The following is a 17,707-nucleotide window of genomic DNA, read 5'->3' as shown; positions in this document are numbered from 1 at the left end:
TTGCGACGAGGACGGGGGCGCGCGACGGCGGCGCCGTCAGGCGGTGAAGGTGACGGGCAGTTCCAGCAGGCCGCGGAACGGCGAGGCGGCCGGGAGCCGGCGCACCTGCGCGAGCGGCACGCCGAGGCGCAGTCCGGGCAGCCGGCGCAGCAGCGCCCCGAGCGCGAGTTCGGCCTCCATCCGGGCCAGCGAGACGCCCAGGCAGTAGTGGACGCCGTGCCCGAACCCGAGGTGCGGGCCCCGGACCCGGCGCAGGTCCAGCCGGTCCGGGTCGGCGAAGTGCGCCGGGTCGTGGTTGGCCGCGTTGATCGCCACCCCGACGATCGCGCCGCGCGGGATGCGGACGCCCTGGTAGTCGACGTCCTCGGTGGCGATGCGCGGGCTGGCCACCGGCAGCGGTCCGTCGAACCGGAGCAGTTCCTCGATCGCGGCCGGCAGCAGCCGCGGCGTGGTGCGCAGCAGTTCCATCTGCTCGGGGTGGGTGAGCAGGGCCAGCACGGCGTTGCCGAGGAAGTCGGCGGTGGTCTGGTGCCCGGCGAACAGGAGCAGGAACGTGGTGGTGACCAGTTCCGCCTCGGACAGCGTCCCGTCCCCGTCGACCGCCTTGATCAGCGCGCCGATGATGTCGTCGGCCGGGTCGTCACGCTTGGCGCGGACCAGCCCGGCCAGGTACTGGTGCAGCCGGAGCTGGGCCTCCTGCACCGCGGCCCGTTCCTGCGCCGGGGGCCGGCTGGTGGAGCCGGAGGTGCGGATGACCTGGGTCCAGTCGAGCACCCGGTCGTGGTCGGCCGGCGGCACGCCGAGCAGTTCGCAGATGACTGTCATCGGCAGCGGGATGGCGAACTCGTGCATCAGGTCCGCCTCGCCGTGCGGCGCCATCTTGTCGATGAGCTGGTCGACGATCGACGCCACCCGGGGGCGCAGCGCCTCGATCCGCCGGGGCGCGAACGCCTGCGACACCACCCGGCGCAGGCGGGTGTGCTCCGGCGGGTCGGAGTTGAGCATGTTGCGGTTCAGGCCCTCGGAGTTCGGGCCGAAGATCTTCAGGTAGTGCTGCTCCGGGCCGTACAGGTCCTTGGACAGGCGCGGGTCGGTCAGCGCGGTGCGCGCGTCGTCGAAGCGGGTGATCAGCCAGGAGTCGAAGCGCGGCGAGCCGACCGGGCAGACCGGCCGGTCCGCGCGCAGCCGGGCCAGCGCGGGGTACGGGTCGGCCGCGAACGCGTCGGTGTACAGCTCGCTCGCGGGCATCACGTCGTCGGTCATCGCCTCTCCCCCGGTTCGCCGGCCACGCTGTGCAGCACCTGGTAGGTGTGCCGGTCGGCGGATTCGCGCAGCTCGCGGATGATGCTCAGCAGCCGGTCCCGGTGCGCGCTGCGGCCGAACGCGTCCAGCCGCTCACGGTCGGCCCAGTCGCTGATGATCAGGTAGCTGCGCGGGTCGTCGGCGTCGCGGACCAGGTCCTGGTGCAGGCAGCCGTCCAGCGTGCGGATCTCTTCGGCGGCGGTGAGCCACTCGGCCTCGAAGCGTTCCTCGCAGCCCGCCCGGGTCCGCATCGACAGCACGGTCCGGACCCGGCTCACCGCGCGCTCCCGAACACCAGGTGCAGGTGCTTGCGCAGCGCGTCCGGGTCGACCGGCGCGCCCCGGAACCCGACGTGTCCGTCCGGGCGGATCAGGTACAGGCCGGTGCCGGTCAGCCCGTACCCGGCGCGGAAGCGACGCTCGGCGTCGCGCACCACCGGCGGGTCGAGCAGTCGCGGTTCGTCCGCGTCCGGGTCGAGCAGCAGGTACGCCTCGAGTTCACCGCCGGTGAGCCGGCGCGCGTCGGCGCACAGCCCGGTCAGCGCGGCCAGTTCCCCCGCGCCGGCGGTCGCGTCGGCGTAGAGCAGCAGCGTGTGCCGCGTGCCCCGGGTGAGGTCGCGCAGCCGCAGCGGGTGGCCGACGCCGCGCCGGCGCAGCCCGTCCACGTCGGGCGCGATGTCGCCGGGGCGGGGCGCGTCACCGAGCGCGGCCGGATCGGCGACGGTCTCCCCGACCAGCGGGCTGCCGGCGTAGCTGAGCAGCATGGACATCTCCTGGAGGAACTGGCGTTCCAGGTCGGCGCGGTCCACCTCCTCGGTGCCGGCCATCCGGACCGCGCGGCCGACGATCTCCTCGCCCTCCGGGCGCCGCTCGGTCTCGTAGCTGTCCAGCAGGCCGGGCGCGGCGAGCCCGCGTACCGCCAGCGCCAGCTTCCACGCCAGGTTCCAGGTGTCCTGGATGCCGGTGTTCATGCCCTGCCCGCCGGCGGGCGGATGCAGGTGGGCGGCGTCCCCGGCGACGAACACGCGCCCGTCGCGGTAGCGGTCGACGATGCCATGGCTGATCCGGAACACCGAGGACCAGCGAAGGTTGGTCGCCCGGGTGCCGGGCGGCGCGAGGCGGTCCAGCGCGGCCTGCACGTCGGCGATGGTCGGCTCGTCGAGTTCCTCGCTGAAGCCGGGCGGGGCGTCGCGCCCGCCGGTCTGGGCGAAGAAGCGGGGCGGCGCGAGGGTGGCGATGCGGTAGCGGTGCTCGCCGCGCAGCGGTACGCAGACCAGCATCCCGTCCATCTGCCCGTCGGTCATGTGCAGGAACCGCAGCAGGTGCCCGTCCGGCATGTCCCAGTCGACGTCGACGTCCACCAGCATGAACAGCTGCGGGAACCGGCCCAGTCCGCCGGTGAAGGTGAGCCCCAGCCGCTCCCGTACCCGGCTGTGCGCGCCGTCGGCGCCGATCAGGTACGCCGCGCGTACCGTCTCGGTGCCGCCGTCGGCGGTGCGGACGGTGGCGGTCACGCCGTCGGCGTCCTGGGTGAAGTCGACGAGTTCGGCGCCGCGCTGCGGGCGCACCCCGAGCGTGGCCAGCCTGTCGGTGAGGATCCGCTCGGTCTCGTACTGGGGCAGGCCGAGGTGGGCGTACGGCAGGCCGGGCAGTTCCCAGCTCATCCGGTGGGTCTGCTCGCCGTTGACGAAGACCATGTTGCCGGTGAGCCAGATGCCGGCGTCCATGGCGTCCCGGACGACGCCCTGCTCCTCCCAGATCTCCATGGTGCGGCAGTGCACGCCGATCGCCTTGTCGGCGTGGCCGGGCGGGGTGACCTGTTTGTCGATCACCAGGCAGTCGATGCCCCGGCGGGCCAGTTCGACGGCGGCGGTCAGCCCGGTGGGCCCCGCCCCGACGACGAGTACGTCTGTTGTCCTGTGCACGTCGGCCTCCCAGCCCGTGGTGGGGTGTCGGCGGTCGTCCGCGTCGGGCACGACGTGGAACAGCCGGCGCCGGATGTCGAGAAGGAACGGTGCGATCGGTCCGGCCTGCGCCGAGGCGTGGGCCGGGTCGCCGATCCAGGCGAGGAACGGCGCGGCGCCGTCCCACTCGGCGAAGATGTGGTGGATGTCCGAGCCGGGTTCGCGCAGCAGCTGCTCGCGGCGGTAGCCGGGTATCGCGGCCATCCGCCGGACCACCTCGGGGTAGCCGCTGTGGAACTCGGCGAGCCGGTCGCGCGGCACGGTCAGCTCGACGTCCACGTAGACCGGACCCGTTCCGTCCCCGGTCTCCCGCAGCAGCGGGTAGCCGGGGCCGTCCGCCGGCTCGGTCAGCGGCCGGAGCAGGCCGGCCAGGCGGGCCGCGACCGGCCCCCGCCGGTACGCGCGCAGCGCCGCCTCGTCGGCCCACTCGGTGACGACGACGAAGCCGCGCGGGTCGAGGGCGTCCCGCAGCAGCTCGTGCCGCAGGTTCCCGGCCAGCGCGCCGAGCTGACCGGCGACCGTCTCGAACGCTGGTCCGACCGCGGGCTCGCAGCCGGGGCGCGCGCGCAGCCGGAGCATCGTCCTGATCATGCAGCCCCCTCGTACGGTGCCGTCGTCGTGCCGCGACCCTGCCGCAGCGCGCGTCACCGCCTCGTCACCGTCGCCCCGCCGGACGTCCGTTGCCGGTGACGCCGCCGGGACGCTCCCGCTTATTGCAAAAAGTTGGCAACAAGCCTCGACAGGAACGCCGACCGGTAACTATCGTCAGCGGCATGACTCCTTACGACTTGGATGTGCGCGCCTGGCAGGAGAGCTGGGACCGGCAGCAGGAGACGTTCATGCCGGACCGGGAGCACCGCTTCGCGGCGATGCTCGACGCGGTCGAGGCGGTCGTCGGCGACCGGCCGCCGCGCGTGCTCGACCTGGCCGGCGGCACCGGCTCGATCAGCCTGCGGACGCTGGCCCGCCGGCCCGACGCCGAGGTGACGGTGCTCGACCTCGACCCGGTGCTGCTCACCCTCGCCGAGGCGGCGCTCGCCGGTCGGGCCACCGTGGTGACCGCCGACCTCAACCGGTCCGACTGGACCGCCGCGCTCCCGCACCGGGACTACGACGCGGTGCTCACGGCCACCGCGCTGCACTGGGTGGACGGTCCGCGCCTCGCGCAGCTGTACGGCGAGATCCGCGACGTGCTCCGCCCCGGCGGCGTGTTCGTCAACGCCGACCACATGCCCGACGACGCGATGCCGGTCCTCGGCGAGCGGCTGTCCGCCCGCGCCCGCGAGCTACGGGCCGCCCGGCAGCGCGCGGGCGCGGCGTTGTCCTGGTCGGGCTGGTGGTCGCAGGCCGCCGACGACCCGGTGCTCGGGCCGCTGGTGGAGAAGCGCCGGCAGATCTACCCGACCGGGCACAGCCCGGAGTGGACCCCGCCCGCGGCGTGGCACCTGGACGCGCTGCGCGCGGCCGGCTTCACCGAGGCCGGCGTGCTCTGGCGCGGCGGCGCGGACGCCGCGGTGGCCGCGCTGCGCTGACCCCGGCCGGCGGGCCGAACCCGGCCCCGGCCCGGTCCGGCGCTCAGGCGAACAGGCGGGCCAGTTCGGTGCGGGAGCGCACGCCGAGGCGGTGGAAGACGTTGCGCAGGTGGTGGTCGACGGTCCGGGTGGACAGGCACATCCGGGTGGCGATCTCCCGGTTGGTCGCCCCTTCCGCGACCAGCCGGGCGATGTGCAGCTGCTGCCCGGTCAGCAACTGCTCCGGGCCGTGCCGCACCGGCCCGACCGACTCCCCCGCCGCGCGCAGCTCCTCCCCCGCCCGGTCGGCCCACACGGTGGCGCCGAGCAGCGTGAACGCCTCCCGCGCCCGGTGCAGGTGCGCCCGGGCGTCCCGGGGGCGGCGCCGGCGACGCAGCTCGCGGCCGAAGAGCAGCTCGGTGCGGGCGCGCTCGAACCGGTCGGTGTCGGCCGGATGCAGCCGCAGCGCCGCGTGGAACTCCCGCTCGGCCTCCGGGCCACCCCGGGGTGCGAGCAGCGCCCGGCAGCGCGCGGCGAGCGCCCGCCGCGACGGGCTCGCCGTACTGCTGGCCCAGTGGTCGAACACGGCCAGCGCGGCGGCCGGCCGCCCGCCGTCGTGGGCGGCGGCCTCCACCAGGTACGGCGTGGCCATCACCTGGACCAGCACCTGACCTCGCCCGGTGCCGGTACGGGCCAGCGCGGACAGCCGGGCCACCGCGTCGGCGTAGCGGCCGTCGATGAGGTCCAGCACGCCCAGCGCCCAGCGGGCGTACGCGTCCGGCCGGCTCCCCGGCGCGGCCCCGTCACCGATCTCGGCGATCCGGGCCAGCGCGGCGTCCCGGTCGGCGCGGACCGCGGCCAGCACGGCGAGGATGCCGAGGTGCACCTGGGCGCAGACGTGCTGGCCGGTGGCGCGGGCGGCGCGCACGCCCTCGCGGGCGGTCTCCGCCGCGGCCTCGTGCCGGCCCAGCCAGTACTCGGCGACGGCCCGCAGCTCCAGTGCCCGGGGCAGCAGGGACAGCTCGCCGCGCGAGCGGGCCACCTCGACCGCCCGGCCGGCGAGCCGGTGCGCGGGACCGTCCACTGCCACCAGCAGTGCGGCCGCGGCGGCGCAGACGAGCGCGCCGGGGGTGAGCGCGAGCCCGGTCAGCCGGCCGCCGAGAACGACGACCCGGCGCAGCGCCGGACCGCCACGCGCGTGGTCGCCGCGCAGTGTCGCCCCGACCCCCGAGGCGAACGTGGCCAGCAGATCGAGCTCGGGCGGGTCGCCGGGACGCCGCAGCGCCTCGGCCCGGCGGGCCACCTCGGCGTACCGGAACTGGTCGCCGGTGACGCAGATGGCCTCGCCGGCCCGGACCAGCGCCAGCAACGCGGCCCGCCGGTCGGCCGGCGCGACCGCGTCGGCGGCGGCCAGCAGCGTGGCGACCGCGGCGGCGGGCGCGTCGCAGCGCAGCTGCATCTCGCCGCGGAGCAGGTCGGCGCGACGCTCGGCGGGCGACGCGCCGGTCAAGCCTCGCAGCAGCCCGCGGGCCTCGTCCGGGTCGCCGGCGGTCCAGGCGCACCGCGCCGCCGCGACGGTCAGCTCGGCGGCGCGGCCGGGGTCGGGGCTCAGTTCGGCGGCGCGGCGCAGCACGACCGCCGCGGCGGCGCGGTCCGGCACCTCGTCGACCGCCGCGCTCAACTCGGCGGCGAGCGTGTCGGCCGGACAGTCGGCGGCGATGGCGTGGCGCAGCGCCCGGCCCAGCGTGCCCTCGGCGAGCGTGCCGGCCAGCAGCAGGTGGGCCGCGCGCAGGTCGGCGAGCGGCGCGACGGCGGTGATCATCGTGCGGGCGAGCGGGTGCGGGAACGTCACGCCGCCGGGCCCGGTGCGCAGCAGGCCGGCGGCCTCGGCGGGCGCGAGCGTCTCGACGGTCAGGCCGGCCGCCCAGGCGGCGCGGACCAGGATGCCCGGGTCGTCGCCGGGGTCGAGCGCGGCGAGCAGGACCATGCGCCGGGTCGGGACCGGCAGCCGGTCCAGTCGGGCCCGGTACGCGGCGGCGAGCGCGCCGTCCACCGGCGGCGTGTCGGGCAGCGGCGCCTCGCCTCGCCACTGGGCGGGGGTGAGCGTGCCGGCCAGGTCGGCGAGCGCGGCCGGGCTGCCCCGGCTGAGCGCGGCCAGCGCGGCGGCCACCGGCGCGGACGGCCGCTCCCGCAGCCCGGCCAGCATGGCGTGGCACTCGTGGGCGTGCAGCGGAAGAAGCCGGTGGGCCGGTACGCCGTCGACGGTGGCGGGTGCGGTCGCGGTCAGCAGCATCGCCACCGGCAGCCGGCGCAGCCGGCGCGCCACCACCGCCAGGGTCCAGGCGCTCTGCGGATCGCCGGCGTCGAGGTCGTCCACGGTGCACAGCAGCGGCCGGTCCGCCGCGGCGGCGGCGAGCAGGGACCGCACCGCCGCGGCGAGGGCCAGCCGCTGCTCGGCCGGGCACCCGTCGCCACCGAGTGCGCGGCGCAGCAGCCGGCGCTGCCGCACCGGGAGCGCGGTGTCCGCGTCGAGCACCGGGTCGAGCAGGCGGTGCAGCCCGGCGTAGGGCAGTGTCGCCTCGTCGGCCACGCCGGCGCCGCTGAGCACCGCGCGCCGGCCCGCCGACTGGCGGGCGTACGCCAGCAGGGCGGTGCGCCCCGAGCCGGGCGGCCCGTGGAACAGCAGCGCGCCGCCGTCGTCGCGGTCGAGGAGCCGGCGGATCGCGTCGCACTCGTCGTCCCGGCCCCAGAGGGCTATATGCACTGTCGATGCAGAAACCATGCATGCAGTGTCACAGATGGGCAACCCGTCGGAAAAGAGGCGGACACGCTCCCGGGGTGACCGCCGTGGCGGCCACCCCGGGAGCGGCGGGGATCAGGAGCTGGGGCAGGTGTTGCGGTACTCCTGGATCGCCGACCCGCTCGGGCCCGGGCAGAGGAACTGCTCGTAGCGCGTGTCGTCGTCGACGAACCGCTTCAGCCAGGCCACCATCTGCTTCGCCGTCGGCGTGTTCGTCGTCTGCGGGAAGAAGTGGCTCGCGCCGTCCAGCTCCAGGTACGCCTTCTCCGAGGACGCCGGGATGCTGTTGTAGAACGGGATCGAGTGGGTCGCGACCGGCGCCACGCTGTCGGTCTCGCCGCCGATGATGAGCGTCGGCACCCGCACCTCGGACCAGCTCTTGTCCAGGTTCCACGGCGCGAGCGGGACGGCGGCCTGCAACGACGGCCGGGCCGCCGCGGCCTCCAGGCTGCCGCCGCCACCCATCGAGTGTCCGGCCACGGCGAGCCGGGAGGAGTCGATCCGGCCCCGCACCGAACTGCGCTGGGTCAGGTAGTCCAGCGCGGCCAGGAGCTGGCGCCCCCGGCTGTCCGGCTGGTCCAGCCGGGTGTTGGTCTCGATGCCGATCACCACGAAGCCGTGCGAGGCGATCCGCGGCCCGAGCCAGCTGAGGCTGGACCAGGAGGCGGTGTAGCCCGGCGAGATGGCGACCGCGCCGAAGGTGCCCTCGGCGGTGCTGGTCGGGTAGTAGATGACGCCGCCGCCGAAGCCGGTCACGCTCAACGAGGAGACGTTGATCGACGAGGTGGCGAACGGGCCGCGGCTGGCCTCCAGGATGGCGCTCGTGGGAGCCGGACCGCGCTCGTAGGGGCTTTCGGCGCTCGCCGCGGCCGGGACGGCGAGGGCGCCGCCGGTGGCGAGCAGAGCCGCCACGGCGAAGCGGGCGAGGGCACGGACGGGGGTACGGGAACGGATGGTGGTGGGCACGTCGGTCACTCCTTGCGCCGGAATTACATCGACATGCGTCAGCATCCGTGCCCGGGCCACCGGCGCGCATCGGTGAAATCACCGGTCCCCCGGCACCGACGGTGACCCGGCCGTGACATGCGCGGCGGACGATTGCCTCATGCACCCGACCCGGCGGCACCTCACCCGGCGGCAGCTGACCCGGCGGCACCTGCTCGGCGCGACCGCGGCGGCCGGCGTGACCGGTTTGGCCACCGGTTGCGAGCCGGACCGCCCGGCGGGCGGGACCGCGGCCCCCGACGACGCGCCCGCCCTGGATCCGGCCAGCTGGGACAGTGTCCGCGCCCAGTTCGCGCTCGACCGTTCCCGGGCGCACCTGGCCACGTTCGTGTTCGCCCCGCACCCGGCCCCGGTACGGGCCGCCGTGGCGATCCACCGCGCCGGCCTCGACCGGGACGCCGCTGGTTATCTGGGGCTCCACGAGGAACGGCTGGACCGCGCGGTGCTCGACGCGGCGGCCGGGCACCTCGGCACCCGGCCGGACCAGATCGCGCTCACCGACTCCACCACCATGGGCCTCGGCCTGGTCTACAGCGCGGTCCGACTGCGGCCCGGCGACGAGGTGCTGACCACCGAGCACGACTTCTACGCCACGCACGAGTCGCTGCGGTTGCGCGCCGAACGCGACGGGGTGACAGTGCGCCGGGCCCGCCTCTACCGGGACGCCGCCACGGCCGGCGTGGACGAGATGGTCGCGGGCCTGACCGCGGCGCTCACGCCCCGCACCCGTGTGGTGGCGCTGACCTGGGTGCACTCCAGCACCGGGGTGAAGCTGCCGGTACGCCGGCTGGCCGAGGTGGTCCGCGAGCGCAGCCCGGAGGCGTTGCTCTGTCTCGACGCGGTGCACGGCTTCGGCGCCGACGCGTCCACACCGGAGCAACTCGGCTGCGACGTGCTGGTCTCCGGCTGCCACAAGTGGCTGCTCGGGCCGCGTGGCACCGGTCTGGTCTGGGCCGCCGAGCGGGCGTGGGCCCGGATGACGCCGGTGATCCCCAGCTTCGACAGACGGGTCATCGGCCGCTGGCTCACCGGCGCCACCGGCGGGCCGCCCGCGCCGCCCGGGCCGGCGCACACGCCCGGTGGCTACCACAGCTTCGAGCACCGGTGGGCGCTCGCCGACGCGTTCGCGTTCCACCGGCGGATCGGTCCGGCCCGGGTCGCCGAGCGCACCCGGGAACTCGCCGACCGCCTGAAGGAGGGGCTGGCCGGGATCCGGGGCGTCCGGCTGGTCACGCCGCGCGCCGCCGACCTGTCCGCCGGGGTGGTCTGCTGCGAGGTGCCGGGCGTGCCGCCGGAGAGGGCGGTGAACCGGCTGCGGTCGGCCGGCGTGATCGCCAGCAGCACCCCCTACCGGCCGTCGTACCTGCGCTTCGGCGCGACGATCGCCAACGGCGAGCAGGATGTGGAGGCGGCGCTGCGGGCGGTCCGCACGCTGGTCTGAGCCGCTGCGGCTGTCACTCGGTGAACTCGCAGAAGGACAGCATCCTGTCGAACCGCCGGGCGGCGAGGTCGTGGTGGCGGATCAGGAACCGCGCGTTGACGTACTCCTCGTCCGGTACGCCGAACTGGGCCAGCGGCACCCATTCGCGCATCACCCGCTGTTCTTCCTCGTACCGGGCCACCATTCGCTCCGCGCGGGGCAGGGACCATCCCTGCTGAACCCGCTCCGGGTCCATCATGATCACCTCGGGCGGGTCCTGCGCGGAGATGGTGTAGCCGCCGACGAAGACGTCGCGCTCAATCCACCAGTCCCGCTCCGGCCAGAGCTGTTCGACCAGCGCGCTCATCTCCTTGCGGTGCGGCATGTCGCGCAGGAGCTGGATCTGGGTGTCGCACAGCCACTCCTCCGCGCGGTCGAGCCAGTCCGGCAGCTCCGCCTGGACGGCGGCGTACATCTCGTGTTCGGGGGCGAGGAAGGACTCCCGGGCGGTCCCGGCGGGTAGGACGTACTCGCCGTCGGCCGTCTCGGCGCCGGCCGGGACGTACACGACCCGCGAGTACGCCTTCTCGTTCTCGATGCCGCAGGCGTCCTGTGCGCCCTCCTGGTCGAGGAAGAACAGCAGCGTGCCGTCGGCCGGCAGGGCGAGGTCCGGAACCCGGGGCAGCGCCGCGCAGTCGAGCCGGAGCAGGAACGGCAACGGGAAGCCCTTCGGGCACGTGGGCCACGGCATGCCCACCGGCAGCCGCGGCCGCCCGCCCCGCCGCCCGGCGTGCACGCCCTCCTCGCGCTGCCAGGCGTGGATCCGGAACCGGATCAGCTCCGCGAAGCGGGCCACCTCGTCCTCGGGCACACCCTGCGCGATCGCCGCCCGCCGGAATTGATCTCTCTCGTTCATGGTCGTGGAGGGTAGCCGCACCGTCCGACATGGAGTGTGGACCGGGGTCAGGTCCCGGTACGCGGCCGCACCGCCGGCGACCAGGTGACGTCGTAGCGCTCGGCGGCCACCGCCTCGGCGAACGCGGTCGCGGCAGCCGGCGAGCCGGCGATGCGCCAGTCCTTCTCCTTGTCCACCTCGAACCAGATCAGCCCGATCAGGTTCGGATAGCGGGGCAGCGCGCGGAACGTGTCCCGGATCCACCGCGCCTTGTGCCCGGCGGCGTCGGCGGCGCCGGTCTCGGTGACCACGAGCGGCTTGCCGGTGACCTTGCGGATCTCGGCGATCGTCGGGCCGAAGATCTGGTCGAACGACCAGTACGTCTTGGTGAACGCGCCGCTGCCGTAGTAGCCGGTGACGCCCACCCAGTCGACGTACTCGTCGCCCGGGTAGAGCCCGGTGACCCCGGCGGTCGTCTTGTCCCAGCGGGCGTTCGGGCTCCACACCCAGGTGACGTTCGTGGCGCCGGCCTCGGTGAAGATGTCGTGCACGTGCCGCCAGGCCCGGACGTAGTCGCCGGGGCGGTTGCCGTTGGCCCGCTCGCACCAGGGGTACCAGTCGCCGTTCATCTCGTGCGCGAAGCGGATCGCCACCGGGTAGCCGAGCGACCGTACCCCCTGCGCCCAGGAGCGCAGGTAGGTGTCGAAGTCGCCGCGCGCGACGCGGGCCAGCCGGTAGTCCGGCTGGGTGGCGCGCAGCCGGTCGATCTGCCTGTCGGTCAGGTCGGTGCGCCGGGCCTCCCGGTCGACTGTGTGGTCCCACGGCTCCCAGCCGAGCATCGGCATCATGCCCCGCTCGGCGATCCGGTCGAACAGGCTCCGGTCGAATGCCGCCGACGCCCAGTCGGCACCGAAGAGCATCACCTGCGGCGACCGCCCGGCCGCCTCGGCGAAGCTGTCGACCGGCGCGAAGTCGTACGGTCCCTTGTCCGTCATCACGCCGAAGAACGCCTGCCCGGCCGGCGGGAACGGACCGCCGCGCGGGCTCGGCGTGGCCGCCGCCGGCACGTCGGTGCTCGCCTGCGGCGTGGCCGGGGCGGGCCGTCGCGCCGCGGCGTCGGTGCCCGGGTCGCGCCACGCGCCCGGCGCCACCACGAAGGCGTACGCGAGCAGCAGCAGCCCGGCCAGCGCCAGGCCTGTCCGGGGCAGCGTCGGCCTCAGCACGGCACACCGCCGTCCGTCACGGGCCGGGGCACCACCTGGGGTTCCCGGGCCGGTTCTGCGGTCCGCTCCCGGCGCGCCCGCAAGCTCTCCACCCAGGAGATCAGCGGCGGCGCGAGCCCGGTCAGCAGCGTCAGCGCCGGCCAGACCCGCAGCAGCGGATAGTCATGGTCGAGCGCGAAGCTCGCCGCGAGCAGTCCGGCGGCGGCGAGCGCCCAGCCCAGGTGCAGCCGGAACGTGCGCGGCGACTCCACCGTGCGCAGCGCGCCCTTGGCGGTGACCACGAAGCCGAGCTTGCGGCGCAGCAGGGCGCCCACCGCCGCGGCCACGTACACCGGACCGGCGAACAGCGCGAGCGCCATGCCGGTCATGCCCACCTCCTCCCGCTCGTGCGGGGCGATGTTGAAGCGGCGCAGCCAGAGCCAGAGCAGGAACCACGTGCCGATGGTGGAACCCCACAGCGTCGCCCAGACCTGCGGGTCGAGCCGGCCCGCGTCGACGCCGGTCAGCAGGTACAGGGCGGTGGCGGCGTTACCGAGCAGCAGGCTCACCGCCACGCTCGGGTAGTAGAACTGGAGCAGCCGGTACTGCCAGCGGCGGCGCGACGGCAGGTCGCGCGGCGTGCGCAGCTCGCGGCGGAGCAGGATCTCGCAGATCCCGGCCGCCCAGCGCTTCTGCTGGTTGAAGTAGTCCGCCCAGGAGGTCGGTCCCTCGCCGAGCGCCACCACGTCCGGCGTATAGACGCCCTTCCACCGGTTGCCCGTGGCCGGGTTGACGGCGGCGTGCACGCGGATGCTGGTGAGGTGGTCCTCGATGATCGAGTCCTGGTAGCCGCCGATGGTCCGCCAGGCCGCCGGGCGGTAGAGGTGCCCGGTGCCGGTCAGCAGCGGCGCGTCCAGGCCGTTGCCACCGCGCGCGATCAGCCCGTTGTAGAGATACTGCTGCACCGAGGCGCCGTGGGCGACGAAGTTCTGGTGCATGTTCCCGTACACCTGGGGGGTCACCACGAACGCGACGTCCGGGTCGCGGAAGTAGCCCAGCGTGCGTTCCAGGAAGTTCGGCAACGGCACGTGGTCCGGGTCGACGTTCGCGACCACGTCGTAGCGGTGCTCGTGCTCGGCCCGCCAGGCGTTGTGGTTGCCGGACTTGGTCCGGGCCCGGAACTCACCGCCGGGCCGGTTGTACTCGGGGCGGCCCTTGCGGGTGAAGTGGCGGACGCCGAGCCGCGCGGCCATCGCCCGGACCGCCGGGTCGTCGCCCTCGTCGAGGATCCACACGTCGACGTGCCCGCAGTAGACGATCTCCCGGAGCCGGCGCAGCGTCCGCTCCGCCACCTCGATCGGCTCCTTGCTCGGCACGATCGTGGTGAGCAGGGCGACGCGCAGGCCGACCGGCGGGTCGACGGGCACCGGGTCCCGGGCGTGGAAGGCGAAGACCCAGACCACCACGTTCTGCGCCAGGCGGATCAGCTCCACGCCGACGACCACGCAGAACGCGAGCCGGGCGGCGACTGTCTGCCACCCGCCGAGCCCGACGACGCCGGGGCCGGGCACGTGCTGGGGCAGCAGCAGCCAGCCGACGAAGATCAGCCCGGCGGCGCTGTTGACGAGCACCAGCAGCGTCAGGACCAGCCGCGCGGCGACCGAGGCGGTGGGGCGGAACTCGACCGCCGCGTCGGGGCGCCGGGGCGGCCGCAGCGGCCCGGCGGTGGCGCCGCAGCGGGCGTACGCGAGGCGGGCGCGGACGTTGCGCTGCCGGCGGTCCGGGTCTCCCGGCGCCTCCGGCGGCACGGGCGCGGTCGGGCGGGCGCCCGGCGTCCCGGCCGTCGTGGCGCGGGACGGGCGTGTATCGGCGGCGACGGCCACGTTTCCCCCATGGTCTGCATCCGGCTCAGGAGCCGCCCGAATGCTAAGCCGACAATCAACCGCAAAAGGGGCGAATCAGGCAGAGGTCGCCCGATCGTCGCCGGTCACCACGGAAGCTGGCCGGCCGCCGCGAGCAGCGCGACGAGCGCCGGTACGGCGAGCGCACCGACGGCACGCGCCCGGGTCAGCGCGACCCCGCCGAGCACCGCCCAGGCCGGCACCGTGAACAGCAGGTTCCCCGCCGACCAGACCGGCACGACCTGCGCCAGCGCCAGCAGCCCGAGCGCCGGCACCAGCGCCCAGGCGGTGCAGATCGCGGCGGGGTACCGCAGCGGAAGACTGAACAAGGCCAGCCCGGCCAGCACGCCGCCGAGCGCGGCGACGCCGAACAGGTCCCCCGGCGTGGCCGCCAGCACGGCAGCACCGGGCGACGCGCCGGACGCCAGATGCCCGCCGTCGCGCAGGCCGGCCGCGTACCAGGCGGCGACCGGGAGCAGCCCGAGGGCCACTGCGGCCAGCCACCTGACGGCGTCGCGGCGACGGAACGCCAGCACGACCCAGCCGTGGCCGGCGAGCAGCAGCAACGCCACCGGCTGGCACAGGCCCAGCAGCAGCACCGCGCCGGCGTAGGGCACGAGCCGCCGCGGTCGCGGCCGGTCCAGCACCGGCACCAGCAGCCAGGTGGCGAGCACGGCGGCGAACACCGCCAGGGCGTACGGCTGCGCTTCCTGCGCGTACCGGATCGAGGTCGGCAGCACCGCGAGGATCACGCCGGCCGCCAGGCCGGCGGCGGGCGTGGCGATCCGGGCGGCGAGCGCGCCAACCAGGGCCGCGGCGCCGACCACGGCCAGCAGGGACGGTACGCGCAGCGCGAGGTCCGCCGCGCCGAACAGCGCCGCCCAGCCGCGCAGCAGCAGATGGTACGGCCCGAGCGCGACCTCGTCGCCGGTCAGCGCGGCGCCGAGCCCGTGCCACCGCGACGTGACCGCCTGGCGGGTCGCCAGTTCTCCGGTGCTCAGCCCCGACGCGGTGATCCGGGCGGCGCCGAGGGCACCCGCCAGCACCGCCGGCACCAGCCACGCCGCGATCCGCCACCGCGCCGGCACACCGGTCGCGGTGCGTGCGGCGGCCCGACGCGGCCGGTCCTCACCCCACGGGTCCTCGACCGCGGCGTCCCCGAGCCGGGGCAGGACCATGGTGTCCGCGTCCATCATCGTGACTCACGCATCCCTGTGGGTGCCGGCGACCGGGATCCAGCCGTAGCTGGATGACATCCTGGAGCCTAGTGAGCCAAAAACGACATAACGCCGATATCAGGTGAAAGGGTCCGCCGGCCGCCCCGTGGACGACCGGCGGACCCGGCTCAGCGAACGTCGGTCGTCGTCCACCGGGGCGAGGCGGCGGTGATCTCGGCGGTGTCCCCGGTCAGCGTCGTCCGCGCCTGGGCGTCGCGCCGGGCGCTCGTGCCCACCCAGACGTCGACCTCCCCGGGCTCCACCACCCGGGTGAACGAGCGGCCGGTGAACGCCAGCCGCGTGGTGGGGACGGTCAGCTCGACGGTCACCGAAGCGCCGGGCTCCAGACTCACCCGCCGGTAGCCGAGCAGCTGCGCGACCGGCCGGGTCACCGAGGCGACCAGATCGCGGCCGTAGAGCTGCACCACGTCGTCACCGGCGACCGGGCCGGTGTTCGTCACCCGCACCGACACCCGCAGCGACCCGTCGGTCGGCACCTCGGCCGGCACGGTCAGGTCGGTGTACGCGAACGTGGTGTAGGACAGGCCGTGCCCGAACGGCGCCACCGGCGTCGCCGGCAGGTTGGTGCCGTTCATGCCCTCACCCAGCTCCGGGTGCAGGTACGAGTACGGCTGCGCGCCGGCCGAGCCGGGCAGCGTGACCGGCAGCCGGCCGGACGGGTTGACCCGCCCGGACAGCACGCCCGCGATCGCCCCGGCGCCCTCCTCACCCGGGAAGAACGTCTGCACCACCGCCGCGCACCGGGACAGCGCCCAGCCGAGCGTGTACGGGCGGCCGGTGAGCAGCACCAGGACGACGGGGGTGCCGGTGTCCAGCACCGCCTCGACGAGCTGGCGCTGCACGCCGGGCAGCTCCAGGTCGTCCCGGTCGCAGCCCTCGCCGACGGTGCCGCGCCCGAACAGGCTGGCGTGGTCGCCCATCACGAGGACCGCCACGTCGGCGGCGGACGCGGCGGCGACCGCCTCGTCGAACCCGGACCGGTCCGCCGAGTCCACCTCGCAGCCGGCCGCGAAGGTGACCCGGTCGGCGCCGAACTCGGCGCGCACCGCCTCCAGCACCGTCGGCACCTCGAAGCCGGTCTCCACGCCCGGGTGGTGGGCCAGCACGTGGTTGAGGAAGGAGTAGCAGCCGAACAGCGCGCCCTGCCGGTCGGCGTTCGGGCCGACGACCGCCACCCGGCGGCCCGCCGGCAGCGGCAGCACCCCCTCGTTGGCGACCAGGACGACCGACTCCTCGGCGAGCCGGCGGGCGATCGACCGGTGCTCCGGCGAGTCGAGGTCGATCGCGCCCGGCGGCTCGTCGTCGAACGTGGCGTCGAGCAACCCGAGTTCCTGCTTCTGGCGCAGGACCCGCAGCACCGCCCGGTCGACCAGCGCCTCGTCGACCGCCCCGGCCCGCACCGACTCGGTCAGGGTCAGGTAGGCGTCGCCGGTGGGCAGCTCGATGTCGAGGCCGGCGCTCAGCGCCTGCACGGCCGCCTCCGCGTTGTCCGCCGCGACGTGGTGCAGCAGGCTGAGGAAGGCGACGCCGTAGTAGTCGGCCACCACCGTGCCGTCGAAGCCCCACCGGTCCCGCAGCAGGTCGGTGAGCATCGTCGGGTCGGCCGCGACCGGCACGCCGTCGATCTCCGCGTACGAGTGCATGACGCTGCGCGCGTCGCCGTCGAGGATCGCCATCTCGAACGGCGGCAGCAGCACGTCGGCGAGTTCCCGGGGACCGGCGTGCACCGGGCCGAAGTTGCGCCCGGCCCGCGAGCCGGAGTAGCCGGCGAAGTGCTTCAGCGTCGCGAGCACGCCCTGTGACTGGAGCCCGCGCACGTACGAGGTCCCGATGGTGCCGACGAGGTAGGGATCCTCGGCGATGCACTCGTCGACCCGGCCCCAGCGCGGATCCCGGATCACGTCCAGCACCGGGGACAGTCCCTGGTGGATGCCGAGCGCGCGCATCGAGGCCCCGATCGCCGCCGCCATCTCGGCGACCAGGTCGGGATCGAACGCGGCACCCCAGGCCAGCGGCGTCGGGAAGGTGGCCGCCTTCCACGCCGACAGGCCGGTCAGGCACTCCTCGTGCACGATCGCCGGGATGCCCAGCCGGGTACCGGTCACCAGGTCCCGCTGGAACTTCCACAGCCAGGCCGCGCGGGCCGCGGCGTCGACCGGGCGGGTGCCGTAGGCGCGGGTGAGGTGACCCAGCCCGTGCCGGGAGAAGTCCTCGAGCCGGCCGGTGGAGGCGAACTCGCCCTGCAGGGGCGCGACCGCCTCACCGTCCTCCTTCTCCCAGAACCCGACGAGCTGCGCGACCTTCTCCTCGATCGTCATGCGAGCGAGCAGTTCCCGTACGCGCGCCTCGGCGCCGTGCCCGTCCGGCCGGTCGTGGTCCGACCCTGCCTGAGCCGGTACCGGCCCGTCCACCACCGCGTGGACCTCTGTCATGGTGTGCCTTTCCACTGGTTGTGCTGGTGCCGCTGCCG

At 75.1% G+C, this 17,707-nt stretch carries 12 protein-coding genes; 2 read left to right on the top strand and 10 right to left on the bottom strand.

What is annotated here, in order from left to right; all coding sequences use genetic code 11:
* Positions 1–36 precede the first annotated feature (36 nt).
* Genes O7607_RS24695 through O7607_RS24685 form a run of 3 tightly spaced genes read right to left on the bottom strand, consistent with a single transcriptional unit; the run spans position 37 to position 3,844 of the window.
* Positions 37–1,263, bottom strand: coding sequence for a cytochrome P450 family protein (locus O7607_RS24695; protein ID WP_269705588.1), 1,227 nt, complete (start codon positions 1,261–1,263; stop codon positions 37–39).
* Positions 1,260–1,580 (bottom strand): putative quinol monooxygenase, encoded by a 321-nt coding sequence (locus O7607_RS24690; RefSeq protein ID WP_269705587.1) that lies wholly within the window; start codon positions 1,578–1,580, stop codon positions 1,260–1,262. Before O7607_RS24690 ends, O7607_RS24695 begins: the two co-directional genes overlap by 4 nt.
* A complete protein-coding gene (locus O7607_RS24685) occupies positions 1,577–3,844 on the bottom strand; it encodes an FAD-dependent oxidoreductase (RefSeq protein ID WP_269705586.1) in 2,268 nt (755 codons plus the stop codon). The genes O7607_RS24690 and O7607_RS24685 overlap by 4 nt, the downstream gene beginning before the upstream one ends.
* A gap of 194 nt (positions 3,845–4,038) precedes the next feature.
* Between O7607_RS24685 and O7607_RS24680 the strand changes: the two genes are divergently transcribed.
* Entirely contained in the window at positions 4,039–4,797 is a 759-nt protein-coding gene (locus O7607_RS24680; RefSeq protein WP_269705585.1) for a class I SAM-dependent methyltransferase, read from the top strand.
* Positions 4,798–4,840: 43 nt separating this feature from the next.
* Here the strand turns inward: O7607_RS24680 and O7607_RS24675 are convergent, their stop codons facing one another.
* Together O7607_RS24675 and O7607_RS24670 are read right to left on the bottom strand one after the other, a co-directional pair.
* The gene (locus O7607_RS24675) at positions 4,841–7,558 is read right to left on the bottom strand and encodes a helix-turn-helix transcriptional regulator (RefSeq protein ID WP_269705584.1); all 2,718 of its coding nucleotides are present in this window, start codon (positions 7,556–7,558) and stop codon (positions 4,841–4,843) included.
* Positions 7,559–7,651: 93 nt separating this feature from the next.
* Complete coding sequence (locus O7607_RS24670; protein WP_269705583.1) at positions 7,652–8,542, bottom strand: alpha/beta hydrolase family protein; 891 nt, start codon at positions 8,540–8,542, stop codon at positions 7,652–7,654.
* 139 nt (positions 8,543–8,681) lie between these two features.
* Between O7607_RS24670 and O7607_RS24665 the strand changes: the two genes are divergently transcribed.
* On the top strand, positions 8,682–10,022 hold the full coding sequence (locus tag O7607_RS24665; protein ID WP_269705582.1) for an aminotransferase class V-fold PLP-dependent enzyme: 1,341 nt from the start codon (positions 8,682–8,684) through the stop codon (positions 10,020–10,022).
* A gap of 13 nt (positions 10,023–10,035) precedes the next feature.
* Here O7607_RS24665 and O7607_RS24660 read toward each other — a convergent pair whose 3' ends face one another.
* The 5 genes from O7607_RS24660 to O7607_RS24640 all read right to left on the bottom strand — a co-directional run bounded on the left by O7607_RS24660 (position 10,036) and on the right by O7607_RS24640 (position 17,669).
* The gene (locus O7607_RS24660; RefSeq protein WP_269705581.1) at positions 10,036–10,917 is read right to left on the bottom strand and encodes a DUF1963 domain-containing protein; all 882 of its coding nucleotides are present in this window, start codon (positions 10,915–10,917) and stop codon (positions 10,036–10,038) included.
* A 47-nt stretch (positions 10,918–10,964) separates the two neighbouring features.
* Complete coding sequence (locus O7607_RS24655) at positions 10,965–12,119, bottom strand: glycoside hydrolase family 26 protein (RefSeq protein WP_269705580.1); 1,155 nt, start codon at positions 12,117–12,119, stop codon at positions 10,965–10,967.
* A complete protein-coding gene (locus O7607_RS24650) occupies positions 12,113–13,981 on the bottom strand; it encodes a glycosyltransferase family 2 protein (protein WP_269705579.1) in 1,869 nt (622 codons plus the stop codon). The genes O7607_RS24655 and O7607_RS24650 overlap by 7 nt, the downstream gene beginning before the upstream one ends.
* Positions 13,982–14,085: 104 nt before the next feature.
* The gene (locus O7607_RS24645) at positions 14,086–15,195 is read right to left on the bottom strand and encodes a glycosyltransferase family 39 protein (RefSeq protein WP_269705578.1); all 1,110 of its coding nucleotides are present in this window, start codon (positions 15,193–15,195) and stop codon (positions 14,086–14,088) included.
* 149 nt (positions 15,196–15,344) lie between these two features.
* On the bottom strand, positions 15,345–17,669 hold the full coding sequence (locus O7607_RS24640; protein WP_269705577.1) for a glycoside hydrolase family 3 N-terminal domain-containing protein: 2,325 nt from the start codon (positions 17,667–17,669) through the stop codon (positions 15,345–15,347).
* Positions 17,670–17,707: the final 38 nt, after the last annotated feature.

The sequence above is a fragment of the Micromonospora sp. WMMA1949 genome (genome assembly GCF_027460145.1).
Lineage (GTDB): Bacteria > Actinomycetota > Actinomycetes > Mycobacteriales > Micromonosporaceae > Micromonospora.
The sequence above is the reverse complement of the archived record's forward strand: the minus strand, read 5'-3'. Positions and strand labels throughout refer to the sequence as shown.

Bases quoted from the DNA above. Each gene is read 5' to 3' on its own strand.
- O7607_RS24660 (WP_269705581.1), bottom strand. From the start codon at position 10,917: ATGAACGAGAGAGATCAATTCCGGCGGGCGGCGATCGCGCAGGGTGTG.
- O7607_RS24695 (WP_269705588.1), bottom strand. From the start codon at position 1,263: ATGACCGACGACGTGATGCCCGCGAGCGAGCTGTACACCGACGCGTTC.
- O7607_RS24680 (WP_269705585.1), top strand. From the start codon at position 4,039: ATGACTCCTTACGACTTGGATGTGCGCGCCTGGCAGGAGAGCTGGGAC.
- O7607_RS24675 (WP_269705584.1), bottom strand. From the start codon at position 7,558: ATGGTTTCTGCATCGACAGTGCATATAGCCCTCTGGGGCCGGGACGAC.
- O7607_RS24685 (WP_269705586.1), bottom strand. From the start codon at position 3,844: ATGCTCCGGCTGCGCGCGCGCCCCGGCTGCGAGCCCGCGGTCGGACCA.
- O7607_RS24665 (WP_269705582.1), top strand. From the start codon at position 8,682: ATGCACCCGACCCGGCGGCACCTCACCCGGCGGCAGCTGACCCGGCGG.
- O7607_RS24645 (WP_269705578.1), bottom strand. From the start codon at position 15,195: ATGATGGACGCGGACACCATGGTCCTGCCCCGGCTCGGGGACGCCGCG.
- O7607_RS24640 (WP_269705577.1), bottom strand. From the start codon at position 17,669: ATGACAGAGGTCCACGCGGTGGTGGACGGGCCGGTACCGGCTCAGGCA.